Below are 20,044 nucleotides of genomic sequence, written 5' to 3' on the forward strand. Positions count from 1 at the left end.
AGCCCACGATTCAAGGGAAAACTGAAATTTATTTACTGAATTTAAGCCAACATGAATAAAACGAATGAAAAACAGCCAATATAACCATATCAGGCCGATTAACACTTTTATTTTTCGCCCAAACTGTAAACTTGCTACTTCAAAATTCTTTCTTTTTGAGTTTGTATAAAAAAAGGCGTTTCAATCATCAATTAATCTACGTTACCCTAAAGTCAATTCTACTAACGCTGATTTCATTAGCTGACTACATTATAAGGTCAACGGCCATGTTCAATAGTTTAACTGCAATGCCTGCAGATCCCATTTTAGGCTTAATCACTCAATACCGTCAGGACAGTCATCCACAGAAAATAGATTTAGGCGTGGGTGTGTATAAAGACCCTGTTGGCCACACTCCTATTTTAAATTGCGTAAAGAAAGCCGAGCAACTAAGAACTGACAACGAAACCACCAAGGTTTATATCGGTCCAACAGGTTCTGAGCAATTTAATAGTTTAATGTCGGAATTAGCTTTTGGTCAGTCTCATGCTGCCTTACTTGCCAACCGTATTCGTACAGTATCAACACCAGGTGGCACTGGCGCGTTACGTGTTGCAGCTGAGTTTATTAAAAGCTGTAACCCTAATACTGTTATTTGGGTTAGCGATCCAACTTGGGCCAACCACACAGGTTTATTCGAAGCTGCTGGTTTAACAGTTAAAACTTACCCATATTACGATTATGATTCAAAAACGCTTAAATTTGATGAAATGAAAGCGGCGCTTAACAACATCAGTAGTGATGATGTCGTACTACTGCATGCTTGCTGTCATAACCCAAGTGGTATGGATTTAAGCGTTGAACAGTGGGATGAAGTGATTAGTATCACTGCGAAACAAGGCTTTACTCCGCTTATCGACATGGCATATCAAGGTTTTGGTGATGGCGTGGATGAAGATGCCTATGGCGTTCGTCAAATGGCAGCTGCTGTAGAAGAAATGATTTTATGTAGCTCTTGCTCTAAAAACTTTGGTTTATACCGTGAACGTATCGGGGCTTGTACCTTAGTCGCCAAGGACAGCAATGCTGCAAATGTCGCATTTTCAGTGTTACTTTATGTTGTACGCTGTATTTACTCTATGCCGCCTGCACATGGCGCTGCGTTAGTTGAAACAATTCTTGGAACCCCAGAACTAAAACAACAATGGTTAGATGAATTATCTGTAATGCGAAATCGTATTAATGGTAATCGCCAAATGTTAGTGAATAAATTAGTAGAAAATGGGGTCAAACAAGACTTCAGCTTCATCGCTAACCAAAAAGGCATGTTCTCATTTTTAGGCATTAATGCGCAGCAAGTTGAAGAGCTTAAACAACAGCATAGTATTTATATGGTGGGGTCAAGTCGCATGAGTATTGCTGGGATTAGTGAGGCTAATGTAGATTACCTCGCTAAATCTATAGCATCGATTTTATAATATCGACTCTACAAAGCACCAAGTAGCAACAAATCAAAAAAGCGAATGACATCAATGTCATTCGCTTTTGGCTTTAGTTTGTCTAGTTAAAAGTCATGATTATCTATTTTGCGTTGCAAAGCTTTCCATAAAATTAACTAAAGCTTGTACACCACTTAACGGCATCGCATTATAAATACTTGCACGCATACCGCCGACAATTCTGTGCCCTTTTAACGCAACCAACCCTGCTTGTTCAGCTTGTTTTAAAAACTCACCATCAAGGCTGTTATCTGCTAATTGAAAGGTCACATTCATACGCGATCGATACTTAACAGCTACGCCATTTTTATAGAAAGGGTTGCTATCAATACACTGGTATAACAAATCAGCTTTTTGTTTATTAATAGCTTCAACTTGAGCCACACCGCCTTGAGCAGATAACCAATCAAATACTTCTGCCGCAAGGTACCATGCAAATGTGGGCGGCGTATTAAACATAGAACCATTTGCTTGAGCAACACTGTAATCCATAATTGAAGACTGAGGTAAACTTGGCAGTTTCAACATATCATCACGGACAATAACAATGGACAAACCTGATGGACCGATATTCTTTTGCGCACCAGCATAGATAACAGCGTATTTACTGACATCAATCTGACGTGACATAATCGTTGAGGATAAATCAACCACTACAGGCCAAGGGCTTTCTATCTCATCGAAAATTTCGATACCATCAACGGTTTCATTGGCACAAAAATGAACATATCGATAATCTTTTTCGATAGCGTTCAAATTAGGAACTACGACTTCGTTTAAGCCCTGTTTGTTTTCAACAATGCTTAATTGGTCAATATTATCTTCACCTACTAATTTAACCGCTTCTTTAACTGCAGCAGTTGACCATTGCCCATTAACTAAATAAAGCGCTTTACCATTATCGCCCAAGAAATTATTAACCACATTTGTAAATTGACCACGACCACCACCATGCATAAACAGTACATGATAATTGTCAGGTATTTCCATCAATGATCGTAACGTTTTTTCAGCATGTTCAGTTAAGGCAATAAACTCTTTACTGCGATGGCTAATTTCCATGACGGAGACACCTAAACCATTCCAGTCAATTAATTCTTGCTGCGCTTTTTGCATTACAGCTTGTGGTAACATGGCAGGTCCAGCACAAAAATTATAAATAGCGCTCACAGCATCGTCCTTTATCGTTTTTAGTTAAAACATTAAATTAATGGCAATTTGATAGGCAGTATATCTCAACTGTTTATAGGCTAAAATGAAAAATAATCATAAAGCCGTTAAGAGTTATGAACTTCTTGAAGTAAATTAGCGTTAAAATATTATTTTAACGCCTTTTTTTGATATAATTGACAGCTTTAACTTAACGAATGCCATCAACAAATTGGCAGATGCTATGAACAAACAGGCAAATCCTTGTATGAATAAACCCAATGAGTTCTTCAAAAATTCATTAGTCACTTTTTAATTATTATTCTTCATTAACGACTAGTAATCAGAACTGATTTGCACAACAATACCTGATACAAATTAGTAACAAACGTCATTTCAATGACAATCTTGACATCAGAATCAACATAAAATCGACATAAAGTCGACATCAAAACAATAAAAATTAGATCGTATTAACGGTCACTGGAACTGTAAATGTTTTTAAAACCTATTTTGCTTTTAGGCACTTTATCTATTGGGGCATTAAGTCCAACTTCCTCTTTTGCCGCATCGCAATCTGAATACCATAAAATTTCCGATAACTTTAAACATAACTTTCATAGCCAGCTGAAAAAAAACAAAGTGCCAGGTGGCGCTTTTGTTATTGTTGAAGGCAATGAAATACTTAAACTGAGTACCTATGGCAAACGGACTAAAGGTGGCAGCTTAAATGTAAACGCAGATACAGTCTTTCGATTAGCTTCTGTATCCAAAACCTTTGCTGGTACATTAGCCAGTATGCTAGTTACTGAAAATAAACTACATTGGCAAGAGCCCATTGTTAACTATCTGCCTGAATTTACCCTTGCAGATAAACAACAAGCTAAGGACATCAATTTAGGTCATATCATTGGCCAAAGTACCGGTCTTATGCCGAACAGTTACGATAATTTGATCAATGCTGATGTAGGCATGGAAAGGATCATTAATAAGTTTTCTGAATTAACCCCGATGTGCAAACCTGGTGTTTGCTATAGCTATCAGAATGTAGCCTTTTCATTTATCCAAGATGCCATAGAGCAGCAATCAGGCCAAAGTTACGAGAGTTTAATTCAGCAAAAAATATTCTCGCCACTTAAAATGGACACAGCATCAATTGGTTACGATGCATTTGATAAACAAACAAATCGCGCCGAACCGCATGTCAAAACTCAATCAGGCTTTAGAAAGGTAAAAGTTAAATCCAATTATTATAAATTAGCACCAGCCGCTGGTGTAAACGCCAGCATTACCGATATGTCAAAGTGGTTAATTGCTAATTTAGGCGAAAACCCTGGGGTGTTATCAAACAGAGTGATTAAAGATGTCACCACTGCCGGTGTTAGAACAACTAAAGAGCTTCGACGTCGTGATTGGCGCGCATTCCTTGATAATGCACATTATGGCAAGGGCTGGCGCGTTTATGAATTTGAAGGACGACCTTTAATTTATCATGCTGGTTGGGTTGCAGGATATGTAGCTGAAGTGTCTTATTCACCAGAATTAAATATTGGAATGGCAATGTTGCTCAATGGTGAATCTAGAGTCATTGCTAAACTAAGTTCAAACTTTTGGCGTGATGCCTTTAAACGCGCCGATACTTTAGCTAAAAATAACGGCTAGCTTGTAAGAAGCTTTAAGTTAATTACTAGGTTATTAGTTACTTGGCTAATTATTTGGTTGGAAATTGACTTGGTTAATTATTTGGTTGGTTATAGTTAAAGAGTGAACTTATTAAACTTTATTATTTCAGACATTAAAAAAGGATGCCATTGGCATCCTTTTTTGTATTCACTTAACGCTTAGTTTTAAGCATCAGCTTCAGGTGTATCATTTGCATCGTCAGTAGTGTTTTCTACTGCTGGTGTTTCAGGCTGTTCGCCCTCCTCACCTTCAATAAACTCTTCTGTGACTTCAATTTCATCTAGTCTTTGCAAACCGACTACTTTTTCATCTTCAGCAGTACGAATGATTGTCACACCTTGTGTGTTACGACCAATCAGTGATACGCCGTTAGAAGGAGTACGTACTAGAGTACCTTTGTTGCTGATCAACATGATTTCTTCAGATTCAGTCACCTGAACAGCGCCAACGACTGCACCGTTACGCTCACTCACCTTGATAGAAACAACACCCTTAGTACCACGGCTCTTCGCTGGGTATTCAGAAAGGTCAGTTCGTTTACCATAACCGTTTTCAGTTACCGTAAGAATTGAACCTTCTTCTTTAGGGATGATCATTGAAACAACTTTTTGACCATCTTCAAGTTTGATACCACGAACACCCGTTGCCGTACGACCCATAGGACGTATAGCAATCATATCTTCACCGGTTTCAGGATCTTTCTTAACTTCACCAGTTTCAGAATCGCGTACTTTCTCGTTAAAGCGAACAACTTTACCTTCATTTGAGAACAACATGATGTCATCACTACCATTAGTAATATCAACACCAATCAATTGATCATCATCTTTAAGGTTTACTGCAATAATGCCGTTTGCACGAGGATTACTGTAAGCCGTTAATGCTGTTTTCTTAACGGTGCCGTGAGCGGTAGCCATAACAATGAACTTATCATCAGCATATTCACGCACTGGTAGAATCGCTGTAATACGTTCACCATCAGAAAGCGGTAACAAGTTAATGATTGGGCGGCCACGTGCTGTGCGGCTTGCCAACGGTAACTGGTAAACTTTAAGCCAGTACATTTTACCGAAGTCAGAGAAACAAAGAATCGTGTCATGAGTATTGGCAACAAGTAGTTTTTCAACGAAATCTTCATCTTTCACTTTCGTTGCTGCTTTACCTTTACCACCACGGCGCTGCGCTTGGTAATCAGTCAATGGCTGATATTTAGCGTAACCCATGTGTGATAATGTCACGACGACATCTTCTTCGTTAATTAAGTCTTCTAGACTCATATCAACTTCGTTTTGATTAATCACAGTTCGGCGCTCATCACCATACTGTTCAAGCATTTCTTCAAGCTCTTCTTTGATCACTTCCATTAAGCGTTCAGGGCTACGAAGAATGAATAGTAAGCTTGCGATGAATTCAAGTAATTCTTCGTATTCGTTAAGAATTTTCTCGTGCTCAAGGCCAGTTAAGCGATGAAGACGTAATTCAAGAATTGCTTGTGCTTGCTGCTCAGTTAAATAGTATTTGCCATCGCGAATACCAAAATCTGGTTCTAACCATTCTGGACGGGCAGCATCATCACCTGCTTTTTCAAGCATGCTTTGTACATGGCCTAAATCCCAACCTTGCTCAACTAATTTAACTTTTGCTTCAGCTGGCGTTGGTGAGTTCTTAATCAGCGCAATAATCGGATCGATATTTGCTAAAGCAATCGCAAGTGCTTCAAGGATATGAGCGCGGTCACGAGCTTTACGTAATTCAAATACTGTACGACGAGTAACAACTTCACGGCGATGAAGAATAAAGCACTCAAGCATTTCTTTAAGGTTAAACAACTTAGGCTGACCATTAGTCAATGCCACCATGTTGATACCAAAAGAACATTGCATTTGAGTTTGAGCATATAAGTTGTTTAGAACAACTTCACCGACTTCACCACGTTTAATCTCAACAACGATACGCATACCGTCTTTGTCAGACTCATCGCGTAAACCGGTAATACCTTCAATTTTCTTATCCTTAACAAGCTCGGCGATTTTTTCAATTAATCGAGCTTTGTTAACTTGATAAGGAATTTCGGTAACGATAATACGTTCACGACCGTTATCTTCTTCAATCTCAGCTTTAGAGCGCATGACTGCACGGCCACGGCCCGTTTTATAAGCATCAATAATACCTTTACGGCCATTGATTGTTGCAGCTGTTGGGAAATCAGGTCCTGGAATGTGTTCCATTAACTGTTCGATTGAAAGGCTTGGTTCAGCAATCAATGCTAAACAGCCATTAATCACTTCAGTGATATTATGCGGCGGAATATTGGTCGCCATACCAACAGCAATACCCGATGAACCATTAATTAATAAGGTCGGTACGCGTGTTGGTAATACTGCTGGAATAAACTCTGTACCATCATAGTTAGGTACAAAATCTACTGTTTCTTTTTCTAAATCGGCTAAAAGTGAATGAGCCAATTTTTCCATACGGATTTCGGTATAACGCATTGCCGCAGCAGAGTCACCATCTACTGAACCAAAGTTACCTTGGCCGTCAACAAGCGTATAACGCATTGAGAATGGCTGCGCCAAACGAACGATTGTGTCATATACAGCTGTATCACCATGTGGGTGATACTTACCGATTACGTCACCAACAACACGAGCAGATTTTTTATAAGGCTTATTATAGTCGTTCTTTAATTCGTTCATTGCGAATAAAACACGACGGTGAACAGGTTTTAAACCGTCACGAACGTCGGGTAATGCACGACCTACGATTACACTCATCGCATAATCTAAATAAGAATTCTTTAGTTCGTCTTCGATGTTAATTGGCGAAATTGATGTTGCCAGATCAGTCATAAACTGCTCGTTCCCCTAAAATTAGCGCACAATAATTATTCCATTTTATTGTGTAGCTCAAAAACGTGATTTGGCATTCTAACACAGATATATAAAGTGGCTAGACCCTATGACAACGAAAAGTGAAAGCAAGTGAAAAACTTAATAAAAACAGCAAGAATTAGTCAATATTGATTAGATAATTCTACTATTAAATCAGTTTAAACTTGCTTGGATAATCACAATGGCTTTTTTATCAGCAAATACTGCCGAATATATAACCAATTGAAAATGAATCTTGTTTCATCTCACTATGTTTATCCAAACGTATGGTTATAATGCATGCAATAATCATAAATAAATCATGGGTCCTTGCTATGTCGAACCAAGAACACACAAGTCAACAAAACGTTGACCATCAAGAAATCGAAAAATTTGCCAAAATGGCTGCGTCTTGGTGGGATCCTAACGGCGATTTTAAACCACTCCACCAACTAAACCCGTTACGTTTAAATTATATCGATCAAACCAGTGGTGGCATTTTTGATAAACACGTCATCGATATCGGTTGTGGTGGCGGAATTTTATCTGAAAGCATGGCTAAAATTGGTGCGAAAGTAACAGGTTTAGACATGGGAGAAGCCCAGATTGAGGTAGCTAAATTACATGCCTTGGAAACTGGAGTTGATATAAATTACGATACTATGACAGCAGAAGAACATGCCCAATCGCATCTTGGACATTATGATGTTGTCACTTGCATGGAAATGCTAGAACACGTACCTGACCCTTTATCAGTCATTCAAGCTTGTTGTGACATGGTGAAACCAGGCGGACATGTTTTTTTCTCAACCATTAATCGCAGTATGATGTCATACATCCAAGCCATTGTGGGTGCTGAGTATGTTTTAAAAATGCTCCCAGTTGGAACACACGACCATAGCAAGTTCATTAAACCTTCTGAGCTTATTACCTTAGTAGATAACACCGAATTAATTTGCCGCGATGCACTAGGTATTACCTACAATCCAATTTCAGGTGTATATAAATACACTAATAAAGTGGATGTAAACTATATGATTGCGACACAGAAAATAGAAGATTAATTGACTCTGCTTTATACAATGCTTTGGGTTATACCTATGTGGGTTATATCGATTTGAGTTTTAGCCATTTGAACGTGATTTTAAATTATTAAAGTATCTGTTCAAAGTCTTTGTTAGAAGTATTTGTTAATAGTATCTGTTAATAGTTAACTCTCTCCATTCTTTGCCACATTTTAAGGTTTTAATTTAAGATGTGGCACATCAAAATTCTTATTAAGGCATTAAATGAATTTAATTAAAGCAGTGTTATTTGATTTAGATGGCACATTAGCGGATACCGCACCTGATTTAATTCATGCCTTAAACCTTAGTTTAGAAGAACGAGGGCTTGCTGCTCAGAGCGTTGATAAGTTACGTTACTCTGCTTCTCACGGCAGCTTGGCATTAGTTAAAGCAGGCGTACCTCACCTCAGTGAAGCAGAGCAAATTGATATTCAACAATCATTACTTATGCATTATAAAAAGGTAAATGGCGAAAAAGCTCAATTGTTTGCAGGTTTTGACGACTTTTTAGATATGCTGGAATCCAATGATATACCGTTTGGTATTGTCACTAATAAACAAGCAAAATTTACCCGCCCTCTCCTTAATGCACTGAGTCTAACTCATCGAGCTAAATCCATTGTAAGTGGAGACTCTACCCTTCATCCTAAGCCGCATACAGCACCAATGTTGTTAGCTGCACAGCAAATAAACTGTAAACCAGAGAATATATTATATTTGGGCGATGCTGAAAGAGACTTAGTGGCAGCAGCGAATGCTGGCATGGTCGGTGGCACTGCTTTATGGGGCTATTTGTCAGACTCGGATTCACCTGAGCAATGGCCAAGTCAAATTGAGTTCAATACCGTTGATCACTTGCATCAATTTTTTACGACATCCATTTTGCATCAATTTAGTTAATTTACTGAATCTATATGGCACATGCAATTAGGTCTATCATCCATATAGTGCATTAGCTTTTAATGAACTAACGACTCAATATTGGCTTAGCAAATCTGACTAACAAAAATCAAACTATTTTTATAACAAAACAATTGATCGCTGATTATTTTAGCGATCAAACTTACCGCCGCCATAGTACATAAATTAACCTCCCTCACGAATTTAAAGCGCAATTTGCGTTAGCAGGTTAGCTTTTACTAACTTGTATCAATATACATGAGATATCCACAAGTTATTCATAAAAATCTTGCTTGCAAATGGTGACTAACCTCACTATCTTGTATGTATTAAATTTAAAAACACCATATCTTGTGTGTGACATCACTACGAGACACTAGCCTAAAAAGCTCAGTATCTTGCTGTAACACTAGTATTTTTGTAAATATTATGTTGTGAATGCTTTTGGATGATCAACTTACAAGGGAACGTAATGTGATTTATTGGCGATCGTAAGTAACGAGTTGTAGAAAGATCCAAAGATAAATTACACCAATAAATATAGAACCAAGGCCTCTTTTTAATGAACAGCAATATGACAGTCACTAAACGCAGTGGCGAACGCGAAACAATCGATTTAGACAAAATTCATCGCGTTATCGAATGGGCAGCTAAAGGACTGAATAATGTCTCAGTCTCCGAAGTAGAATTACGTTCTCACCTTCAATTCTATGAAGGTATTCCTACAGAAGCTATCCATGAAACTATCATTAAAGCAGCAGCAGATCTTATTTCCCCAGAATCTCCTGACTATCAGTTTCTTGCTGCTCGCTTAGCTGTTTTTCATCTACGTAAAAAAGCATTTGGCCAATTCGAGCCTCCTAAGTTAATTGATCAAGTTAATCGCTTAGTTGAACTCGGAAAATACGATAAGCATATTATCGCAGATTATACTGCTGAAGAACTGGATATCCTTGACGGTTACATGGACCATTGGCGTGATATGGACTTCTCTTATGCTGCTGTTAAGCAATTAGAAGGTAAGTATCTCGTTCAAAACCGTGTCACTAACGAAATCTACGAAAGCGCTCAGTTTTTATATATTTTAGTCGCGGCATGCTTATTCGCTAAATATCCAAAAGAAACTCGCCTTGACTACATTAAGCGTTTTTACGATGCCGTATCGACGTTTAAAATATCATTACCTACACCTATCATGGCTGGGGTTCGTACTCCAACACGTCAATTCAGCTCATGTGTATTGATTGAATGTGACGATAGCTTAGATTCTATTAATGCTACAGCATCTTCAATCGTTAAATACGTTAGCCAACGAGCTGGCATAGGCATTAACGCTGGTCGCATCCGTGCATTAGGTAGCCCAATTCGAGGTGGTGAAGCATTCCATACCGGTTGCTTACCTTTCTATAAGTATTTCCAAACAGCGGTTAAGTCTTGTTCTCAAGGCGGCGTACGTGGTGGAGCTGCAACCCTTTTCTACCCGATTTGGCATTTAGAAGTTGAATCACTGCTTGTACTTAAGAATAACCGTGGTGTTGACGACAACCGTGTCCGTCATCTTGATTACGGTGTGCAATTAAACAAACTGATGTATCAGCGTTTAATTAAATCTCAAAACATCAGTTTATTCAGCCCATCTGATGTGCCTGGTTTATACGATGCATTCTTTGCTGACCAAGTTGAGTTTGAACGTCTATATCTACAGTACGAAGCTGACACTAGCATTCGCCGTAAAGAGATTAAAGCAGTTGAATTATTTTCACTGATGATGCAAGAGCGAGCTTCTACTGGTCGTATTTACATTCAAAACGTGGACCACTGTAATACTCACAGCCCGTTTGATCCAAAAGTTGCACCAATCAAACAATCTAACCTTTGTTTAGAAATTGCATTGCCTACTAAGCCAATGAAAAACATTGAAGATCCAAATGGCGAAATCGCTCTTTGTACTCTTTCAGCGCTAAACCTTGGCGCAATAGATGATTTGTCAGAGTTAGAGCCTTTAGCTGATTTAGCCGTTCGTGCTTTGGATAACTTACTCGATTATCAAGATTACCCAATTATCTCTGCGCAACTTGGTTCGATGAATCGCCGTACTCTTGGTATAGGTGTTATCAACTTTGCAAATTATCTTGCAAAAAATGGCATGAAATATTCTGATGGCTCTGGTAATAATTTAACCCATAAGACATTTGAAGCGATTCAATTCTATTTATTAAAAGCGTCAATGAACTTAGCTAAAGAGCAAGGTGCATGTCCGTTATTTAATGAAACAACATACGCAGAAGGTATCTTGCCAATTGATACTTACAAGCGTGACCTTGATAAGATTTGTACTGAACCGCTTCATATGGATTGGGAAGGTTTACGTAGCGACATACAAGAGCACGGTCTACGTAACTCAACATTGTCTGCATTAATGCCTTCTGAGACGTCTTCTCAGATTTCAAATGCAACAAACGGTATTGAGCCACCACGTGGATTAATCAGCGTAAAAGCAAGTAAAGATGGTCAGTTAAAGCAAGTAGTACCTGATTTTGATGAGCTAAAACATCAATACGAATTGCTTTGGAATATGCCGAATAATAATGGTTATTTAGAATTAGTCGGGATTATGCAGAAGTTTATCGACCAAGCAATTTCCGCCAACACTAACTACGACCCTACTCGCTTTGACGGTCAAAAAGTTCCAATGCAAACCTTGCTTAAAGATTTGCTAACAGCCTACAAGTTAGGGGTAAAAACCCTTTACTATCACAACACTCGTGATGGTGCATCTGACAACTTAGACGACATCACTGTAGTCGAAAAAGAAGATGACGATTGTGCCGGCGGCGCTTGTAAAATTTAATCAATAATTAGCATATAATTGCGGGGACTCTCCCCGCTTTTTTGGGATATATAAATGGCTTACTCTACTTTTTGTCAAACACCTAACAATCCTATGAACGAACCAATGTTCATGGGTCAATCAGTTAATGTTGCGCGTTACGATCAACAAAAATATGAAGTTTTTGAAAAGTTAATTGAAAAGCAGTTATCTTTTTTCTGGCGCCCAGAAGAAGTAGATGTAAGCAAAGATAAAATTGATTACCAAAGCTTACCTGAGCATGAAAAACATATTTTCATCTCAAACCTCAAGTACCAAACCTTACTCGATTCAATTCAAGGCCGCTCTCCTAACGTTGCTCTGCTGCCGTTAGTGTCTTTACCTGAATTGGAAACATGGATTGAGACTTGGTCTTTCTCTGAAACTATTCACTCACGCTCATACACCCATATTATTCGTAATATCGTTAACGATCCTTCAGTGGTTTTTGATGATATCGTGGTAAATGAAGAGATCCTTAAACGTGCGGGTGATATTGCACAGTACTATGATGATCTTATTGAGTTAACTCAAGTTTTCAATTTACATGGTGAAGGCACGCACACCATTAATGGTAAAGAAATCGCCGTTAGCTCGCGAATTCTTAAAAAGTCCCTTTATCTTTGTATGATGTCGGTAAATGCATTAGAAGCAATTCGTTTCTATGTGAGCTTTGCTTGTTCATTTGCTTTCGCTGAACGTAAGTTGATGGAAGGTAATGCTAAGATTATTCGCTTAATTGCTCGTGATGAGGCATTGCACTTAAATAGCACCCAGCATATTGTCAACATCATGCAAGGCGGTAAAGACGATCCAGAAATGGGTGAAATCGCTAAAGAATGTCACGATCAAGCCTACGATATTTTCTACAAAGCTGCTGAACAAGAAAAAGAATGGGCACAATACCTATTCAAAGACGGTTCAATGATTGGCCTTAACGAACAAATTTTATGTCAGTACGTTGAGTACATTACTAACCAACGTATGAAAGCGGTCAATTTACCACAGCCTTACCCTGAGCAATCAAATCCGCTTCCTTGGATGAAAAACTGGTTAGAAAGTGATGCGGTTCAAGTAGCACCACAAGAAGTAGAAGTGTCTTCATATCTAGTAGGTCAAATTGACTCTGCTGTCGACAGTGATGAGTTCTCTGATTTTGACCTATAAACCAAATTTTAAGAAAGCCCCCATTGTCAGTTTAAATGGTGAACCAGTGTTGCTGTTCAATCAACAGCAACACACTTTGCTTGAAGTGCTAGAAATAAAGAAAGTTAATATTTTTTCAGAATGCAGAAATGGCTTTTGTGGCGCTTGTAAGACTAAAGTGAATAAAGGCCAAGTACGTTATCTTACCAAGCCACTTGTTGAGCTTGAACAAGACGAATGTCTACCTTGCTGTTGTGTTCCCGATTCTAATCTAGATTTAGATCTAACCACCGATGAGCCAAGTAACTTATACGTGCAGCACAACAAGTCAGTGGTCTTTCTTGATTAAAAATATGAAAACCTAGCGAGTTAGTCATTGAAAATTAACTCGCTCTGACTCATGTCTTTGTTCCAGCATAAGAATTCGCTTTGCTTTTAGCTTTTTTAGCTTCTATAAACATCTTTTCTACCTCTGCAAACATCCAATTCATAATATTACCAGCACCTTTATCTCGGCGTTTAACTAAGCCCATTTCAATGAGTAATGAGTCTGGAATATGATAAGTGCTCAATTCTTTAATCTCGCCAGAGTACCACTGTGAATCAGCGATATGCTCAGGCACCAATGCCCAGCCTAATCCTCGAGTCACCAGGGACGTAATGTAATAATAACTGTCAACATGCCAACAATTAGCCGAAATGGGTCTGCTTTGCGTCTGAAGGTCACAGATAACCAATTGTCTATGTTCATTTAATTGAGAAATATTGGGTACAGCAATTGACGCTAGCGGGTGATCCACAGATACAATTAAAGATTGGTGAAAACTATCAATGGTGAAGAACTCTAATCTGTCGCAAAGCTGTTCACCATGAAACAACACACCTAAGTCCGCTTTTTCACTGTCAACCCATTGTGCAATATCATCACGGGAACCATTTAATATCGTTAGCTTTAATAACGGAAATTTAGCCGCTGTTTTGTCGAAGAAAGTTTCAAAAATTGAAATAGGAACCGCTTCATCAATCGCAATGGTTAACGCTAACTCATCTTTAGTTTGTACTGTCATCGCGCGTGAATTAAGCCGCTCGCATTGCGCAATAACAGCTTGTGCTTCGATAAACATTTGCTCGCCCTGCTCAGTCAATACAGGCAAACGCGCATTTCTATCAAATAACTTAAACCCGAGATCTATTTCAAGGTTAGCAATAGCTGTACTGACTCGAGATTGTGCCTTACCTAAGGTTCTGGCTGCAGCAGAAAAAGAGCCGGTATTAACAGCAGCGACAAAAGCGTGTAATTGTTCAATGGACCAATTCATCCGACACCAAGTATTTTCAAGATTGTAAAATCAATTATATCTATCCGCTAAAGAGATGGATACTAACTTTTATCTATCTACTTTGACTTTATAATGTGCATTCTTTGAAATTCATTTAGTTTTGAGCTTACAAAATGTCATTGCATAATAAAAACCCAATAGAACAACTTACAGTTAATCAACACTTCTGGAAGTATGCGATTCCATCTATCGCAGCAATGCTTGTCAGCGGTCTCTATCAAATTATTGATGGCATTTTTGTGGGCCATTACATTGGTTTTGAAGGTTTAGCTGGTATTAATATGGCCTGGCCAGTCATCTGCTGCATTGTTGGTGTTGGCATGATGATCGGTATGGGAGCTGGGAGCTTACTTTCTATTAGCCGCGGCGAAAAAAAACCTAAAGACGGCTTAAAAGTACTTAATAATGCTATGGCCCTTATCATCATTTTAAGTGTATTGGCTGCGGTTTTTATTCATTTTGGGGGTGAATCATTATTATTATTGCAATCAGCTAATGGTGATAACCTTGCCATGGCAATGAATTACATCGAAGTTTTTGCTTACGGGGCATTTTTTACAGCAGCTGCAACCGCACTACCTTTGCTTATTCGAAATGATGAAAATCCAGGTCTTGCAACTAAGCTTTTAATTATTGGTGCATCGTTAAATATTTTACTAGATTACTTACTTATTGCTGTATACCCATTGGGTTTAAAAGGTGCGGCAATTGCTACTCTATTATCACAGGCAACGGTTGTCATACTTGGTTTTAGTTATTTCTTTTCATCAAAAGCAAATACGCGCGCCAAATTCGAATTTAACCTTTTAAGCCTATCGCAGATGAAGCATATCATCGTTTTGGGAAGCTCAAGCTTGTTCATGTTTTTATACTTCAGCTTTATTATTGCGCTGCATAACTATTTGTTTATGAAGTTTGGTTCGGCAGTACATGTCGCAGCTTTTGCTATTGTGGGTTATGTGGCTACCAGCTTCTTTTTACTTGCTGAAGGTATAGCTGGCGGTATGCAACCACCTGTAAGCTATTACTATGGCGCTAAACAAATTGATAAAATAAAAGCCACTGTAAAGTTAGCTGTAAAGGTCATTGTTTTATTAGCTGTTGCAACACTCACCTTTATTAATGTCTTTCCTGAATTCGTTATCGGCTTCTTCAGTAGCCAAGATGAAGCGTTGATGGCAGAAACATTAATCGGCATGAGGTTACATTTAATTGCGCTAGTGCTTGATGGGCTAATTTTTATAGCCACCATGTATTTTATGGCAGTGAATCAAGGGGGGCGTTCGTTAACCATTTCGCTTGGGAATATGCTTATCCAAATTCCATTTTTGTTAACACTACCTACCATTTTAGGCGTTAACGGAATTTGGCTTTCTGTGCCTTTATCGAATGTGGCTTTATGTATTTTATTATCACCACTGATATTCAATGAAATAAAAAGAATCAAAAACCTTGATTCAAATAATGAGTTTGGAAACCAAAATAGTAATCGACCAACGCAAGACAACATCAGTCTTCGTGTTAGTTAATATTTATAACCAACCAATATGTTTAATGCATTCACATTAAGGTTTTTGCAACCTTATTGTGGATGTCATTCACTTTCATTAACGCTGCACTGCCATACCAAGGCAATAAATCCATGACTAAACTACCTGCTTGAATAGCGGGGTCGGTTTCAGTTAATGCTTTTGCTTCGGCAATAGTTTCAACATTGAAGATATATATTCCTCTTAACTCCCCTTTGCCAATAAAGGGCCCTGCAACAATAAGCTTACCCGCTTCTGCAAGTTGACCAATATTCTCCATATGAGCGTGCTGTAGCTTGGCAGCCTCATATTCACTTCTATCTCGATTAGGTCCACGTTTTAAAAAAGCCATCACGTATCGCTTCATGCCATATTCATCAGCATTCAGTGATTCAGCTAATTGTTGTTCATACTGAGGGTTGGTATTAGCAAAACAGGCAGAGGTAAGGCTTAAACTCGTAAAACATATAACGATCAGTATCTGTTTAAAAATAAACCTTGATTGACTCAATCTCACTATTGGTTGGACATATAAATTAAAAAGTGAAAGTGTGGCTGATACTGAGAAAGTATTTAACGAGTTCATGATTTAAGATCCCATGGCTTATTGTTGAATAAGCATGGAATAAAATTGGTTCTATGTACAATTTGCTGTCACTGAATAGCGCTAGATGTTTATGGCAAGTACTCAATATTATTGACTGTAGAAACGTGAATGGTGTTTTTACCTTGAGCCTTTGCAAGATACAAGCATTTATCAGCATCTTTTATTAGGTTTTCTACTAATTTCATTCTATCGCATTGTGAAGCTTCACTTATGCCAATACTCACAGTCGTATAAAACTCAATATCATCCGAAGTAAAGCAAGTATTTTCGAACCGACTGCGAATAGTTTCAGCAAGTTGCGTGACATTCTCGATATTATGCGTGGGAATAAAGCCAATAAACTCTTCTCCCCCCCAGCGTCCAACAGCGCCAAGTTTTTCACTAATGACATCTTTGATAATAAATGCGAGGGCTTTAATCACTTTATCACCACTGTGATGACCGTATGAGTCATTAACAAGTTTGAAGTCATCGATATCTAACAATAGACATGTCAAGTCAGTATAAATATCTAAGTGAGTATTTAACCAATCGTAAATTGCACCACGATTATAAATATCGGTTAACTCATCATGACTGGCTTTATACGCTAACTCATTTTCAAGTTTGACTTTATCAGTCACATCCTCAAGGACTACTTGAATTGCTGGCAGACCGTCCCACTCTATTAAGTTATCGTAAATATTAAAAAATCGGCTGATACCATCGAAGCAAATGTTCTCTACAACTGTGCTGTTTTCAGTCGCTATTCCTCCAATAACCTCTTGATAATGGATTAGCGCATTATGCTTATCATTCTCAGGAATCAAGTCTAGTACAGAGTCAATGCTCATCACCTGCTCGATGGATTCTGCTCGTAATTGTTTTACGCAGGCTTGATTGATCATTAAGGGTTTAAAGTCACGGTGAACCATAATCCCCTGTCCAGAACGAGTGATTAAGCGTTTGAACATGAGATCTTTTTCACGCACTCTTTCATTGGCTTCAACAAGAGCAGTCAAATCGATAACTGTTACCTGTAGTGCAGGTTTTCCTTGCCATTCAATCAAATGATCGACTGAGAAAACAGTAAATTCGCACCCGTTTTTATCTATATTTACAAAAGTGTGGCCTCGAGGAATAATCTGTCCTGAGACAATTTTATGGTAATTATCAGTCGCCTGGTGATGATTCTTTAGGGGAAGTAAATCTAAAAAAGTATCAATACTTTGCAGCAATGATTCAGGAGAGTCGTAACCGAAAATTTTTGCGTAATTTTCATCGACATGAACTGCATTCATATCTTGAATAATGATCACGCCATAACTTGAGTCAATATTAATCTTTGGCATAACTGAGAGTCGTATTTTTTTATTTTTATGATTTACTCTTAATTATAGTCAACACTAAATAGAATAAACCAGTCAGCGGATAAAAAAATGCTAACTAAACTCGGTTATGAAGCTGTTATGGATAGAATTTAAGTTGTTAATAACATTTATTAAACCAATAAAAAAAGCAACGATTCATCGTTGCTTTTTAGTAACTTTATAATCAAAAGTTAAAACACTTGTAACCAAGTTTAACTTATCTGTTTGTTAACCGTAGGTGTAGCTTGCACCTAAGCCTAATGGTAAGCCAATGGACCAATAAATTAGCAACCAAGCACTCCAAATAGACAACAATGCCAAACTGAACGGCAACATCATTGAAATTAGCGTACCAATACCAATGCCCTTGACGTAACGCTGACAGTAAACAACGACTAGAGGGAAATAAGGCATTAATGGAGTAATGATGTTGGAGCTTGAATCACCAATACGGTAAGCCGCTTGTGACAAATCTGGGCTGATGTTTAACTGCATCAGCATAGGTACAAGCACAGGTCCGATTAATGCCCATTTAGCGGATGAAGAACCGACAAATAAGTTAACGAATCCCACCAAAATAATCATACCTACTACTGTGACTTCAGCAGGTAAGTTTAGTGCTTTAAGCCCGCCAGCGCCTTCTACCGCAATGAGTGCGCCTAAGTTAGATGCTGAAAAAGCAGCAACAAACTGAGCACAGAAAAACGCCATAACAATATAATGCGACATGCCACTCATTGACTTAGACATCGCTTGTACAACATCTGATGACGTTTTAAAGCTGCCCGTCATGTAACCATATACAAGACCAGGTAACATAAAGAAAATGAAAATTAACGGCACAATTGATTGCATTAACGGCGCACTGAAACTCGTTAATGACCCATTAGCATCACGCAAGGTTGAAGTTTCAGGAATAGTTAGTGAGAAGAAACCAACAATTGCAGCTAGCATCACAGCAGAAGCAGCTCTAAATGCCTTCATTTCTTTTGCACTAGCTTCATCCATCGCAGGCAAGTCAACTTCATCACGGTTAACTTTATGGGATTTATTAAGTCTAGGCTCAAGGATTTTATCCGTTAAATACCAAATGACTAAAGTAATTGGGATACAAGATGAGGCTGCGAAGAACCAGTTATTCAATGGATTTACTTGAATATCAGGGTCAACAATTTGCGCTGCTGATTGAGTAAAACTTTGCAGTAACGGATCGATTCCTGAAGGAATAAAGTTGGCACAAAATCCGCCCGATACGCCAGCAAAAGCTGCAGCAATACCCGCTAATGGATGTCTTCCTACGGTAAAAAAGATAACACCAGCTAGAGGAATAACAACCACATAGCCCGCATCTGTAGCTGTATGAGATATGATCCCGACAAGTACAACTGCTGGGGTTAAAAACTTAGCAGGAGTCACTTTTAGCATCTGCTTCAACGCAGTGTTAATAAATCCTGATTGTTCAGCAATACCCACACCAAGCATTGCAACCAAAACCACACCTAAAGGGGCGAAAGCAGTAAAGGTTGTCACCATCGAGGTTAAAAAATGCGTTAATGCATCAGCGCTTAATAAATTGTTTACTTCTATTGGGCTATTAGTTCGAGGATCAATTGCTTCAAAACTTACGCCTGAAAGCAGTGCTGAAATTCCCCATACAGCGAACATCAAAATTAAGAACAACATTGCAGGATCAGGTAATTTATTACCCACCCTTTCAATGGTATCTAGAGCCCTTCCTAGTAATCCGTGAGCTTTCTCCACAGAGTCACTTTTCATCGTCATCACTTCCTACCTTGTCAGTATTCGGCTAGTTGCTAAGCAAATTGAATAATTATCATTGCATAGAAAACCGCCATAAATCTGCTTAATATAATTTTTAGCCCTTAAGAGTAATCAAAGAATCTGTAACCAAACTTAAATTTGGACTTAAATTGTACGTTAAACAATCAGTTAATAATGAAACTAGCTTTGTCATTCCATTATGGGATCTATAACACAGCATAAATCATAGGTATTAAAAAAGGAGCAACACACTCCCATGTTAATAAACCCTA

At 38.3% G+C, this 20,044-nt stretch carries 14 protein-coding genes; 8 read left to right on the plus strand and 6 right to left on the minus strand.

Going from position 1 to position 20,044, the window contains the following annotated elements; genetic code table 11:
* Positions 1-266: 266 nt before the first annotated feature.
* Positions 267-1,457 (plus strand): amino acid aminotransferase, encoded by a 1,191-nt coding sequence (locus FNZ24_RS11930; protein ID WP_153914709.1) that lies wholly within the window; start codon positions 267-269, stop codon positions 1,455-1,457.
* Between the two features lie 99 nt (positions 1,458-1,556).
* Here FNZ24_RS11930 and serC read toward each other — a convergent pair whose 3' ends face one another.
* A complete protein-coding gene (gene serC, locus FNZ24_RS11935) occupies positions 1,557-2,648 on the minus strand; it encodes a 3-phosphoserine/phosphohydroxythreonine transaminase (RefSeq protein WP_153914710.1) in 1,092 nt (363 codons plus the stop codon).
* Between the two features lie 474 nt (positions 2,649-3,122).
* Between serC and FNZ24_RS11940 the strand changes: the two genes are divergently transcribed.
* Positions 3,123-4,289: a serine hydrolase domain-containing protein gene (locus FNZ24_RS11940; protein WP_153914711.1), complete on the plus strand. Its 1,167-nt coding sequence runs from the start codon at positions 3,123-3,125 to the stop codon at positions 4,287-4,289.
* Between the two features lie 185 nt (positions 4,290-4,474).
* On the opposite strand, the gene gyrA is transcribed toward FNZ24_RS11940, so the two are convergent.
* On the minus strand, positions 4,475-7,162 hold the full coding sequence (gyrA, locus tag FNZ24_RS11945) for a DNA gyrase subunit A (protein ID WP_153914712.1): 2,688 nt from the start codon (positions 7,160-7,162) through the stop codon (positions 4,475-4,477).
* A 356-nt stretch (positions 7,163-7,518) separates the two neighbouring features.
* Between gyrA and ubiG the strand changes: the two genes are divergently transcribed.
* The 5 genes from ubiG (at position 7,519) to yfaE (ending at position 13,514) form a co-directional block, all read left to right on the plus strand.
* Positions 7,519-8,247 (plus strand): bifunctional 2-polyprenyl-6-hydroxyphenol methylase/3-demethylubiquinol 3-O-methyltransferase UbiG, encoded by a 729-nt coding sequence (gene ubiG / locus FNZ24_RS11950; RefSeq protein WP_153914713.1) that lies wholly within the window; start codon positions 7,519-7,521, stop codon positions 8,245-8,247.
* A 225-nt stretch (positions 8,248-8,472) separates the two neighbouring features.
* On the plus strand, positions 8,473-9,150 hold the full coding sequence (locus FNZ24_RS11955) for an HAD family hydrolase (protein ID WP_153914714.1): 678 nt from the start codon (positions 8,473-8,475) through the stop codon (positions 9,148-9,150).
* A 562-nt stretch (positions 9,151-9,712) separates the two neighbouring features.
* Positions 9,713-12,001, plus strand: coding sequence for a class 1a ribonucleoside-diphosphate reductase subunit alpha (gene nrdA, locus FNZ24_RS11960; protein ID WP_153914715.1), 2,289 nt, complete (start codon positions 9,713-9,715; stop codon positions 11,999-12,001).
* A gap of 54 nt (positions 12,002-12,055) precedes the next feature.
* Positions 12,056-13,186, plus strand: coding sequence for a class Ia ribonucleoside-diphosphate reductase subunit beta (gene nrdB, locus FNZ24_RS11965; RefSeq protein ID WP_153914716.1), 1,131 nt, complete (start codon positions 12,056-12,058; stop codon positions 13,184-13,186).
* The gene (yfaE, locus tag FNZ24_RS11970) at positions 13,161-13,514 is read left to right on the plus strand and encodes a class I ribonucleotide reductase maintenance protein YfaE (protein ID WP_153914739.1); all 354 of its coding nucleotides are present in this window, start codon (positions 13,161-13,163) and stop codon (positions 13,512-13,514) included. The genes nrdB and yfaE overlap by 26 nt, the downstream gene beginning before the upstream one ends.
* Positions 13,515-13,563: 49 nt before the next feature.
* Here the strand turns inward: yfaE and FNZ24_RS11975 are convergent, their stop codons facing one another.
* Complete coding sequence (locus FNZ24_RS11975; RefSeq protein ID WP_153914717.1) at positions 13,564-14,484, minus strand: LysR family transcriptional regulator; 921 nt, start codon at positions 14,482-14,484, stop codon at positions 13,564-13,566.
* A gap of 134 nt (positions 14,485-14,618) precedes the next feature.
* Here FNZ24_RS11975 and FNZ24_RS11980 point away from each other — a divergent pair, with 134 nt between their 5' ends.
* Positions 14,619-16,034 carry an MATE family efflux transporter gene (locus FNZ24_RS11980; protein ID WP_153914718.1) on the plus strand — a complete coding sequence of 472 codons (1,416 nt, stop codon included), beginning with the start codon at positions 14,619-14,621 and terminating at the stop codon, positions 16,032-16,034.
* Between the two features lie 31 nt (positions 16,035-16,065).
* Here FNZ24_RS11980 and FNZ24_RS11985 read toward each other — a convergent pair whose 3' ends face one another.
* The 3 genes from FNZ24_RS11985 to FNZ24_RS11995 form a co-directional block, all read right to left on the minus strand.
* Positions 16,066-16,620: a YciI family protein gene (locus FNZ24_RS11985; protein ID WP_153914719.1), complete on the minus strand. Its 555-nt coding sequence runs from the start codon at positions 16,618-16,620 to the stop codon at positions 16,066-16,068.
* An 89-nt stretch (positions 16,621-16,709) separates the two neighbouring features.
* Positions 16,710-17,972, minus strand: coding sequence for a sensor domain-containing diguanylate cyclase (locus tag FNZ24_RS11990; protein ID WP_153914720.1), 1,263 nt, complete (start codon positions 17,970-17,972; stop codon positions 16,710-16,712).
* A gap of 246 nt (positions 17,973-18,218) precedes the next feature.
* Complete coding sequence (locus tag FNZ24_RS11995) at positions 18,219-19,766, minus strand: AbgT family transporter (RefSeq protein WP_228768463.1); 1,548 nt, start codon at positions 19,764-19,766, stop codon at positions 18,219-18,221.
* Between the last annotated feature and the right edge of the window lie 278 nt (positions 19,767-20,044).

Source organism: Shewanella sp. TC10, from assembly GCF_009663145.1.
Classification (GTDB): Bacteria; Pseudomonadota; Gammaproteobacteria; order Enterobacterales; family Shewanellaceae; genus Shewanella.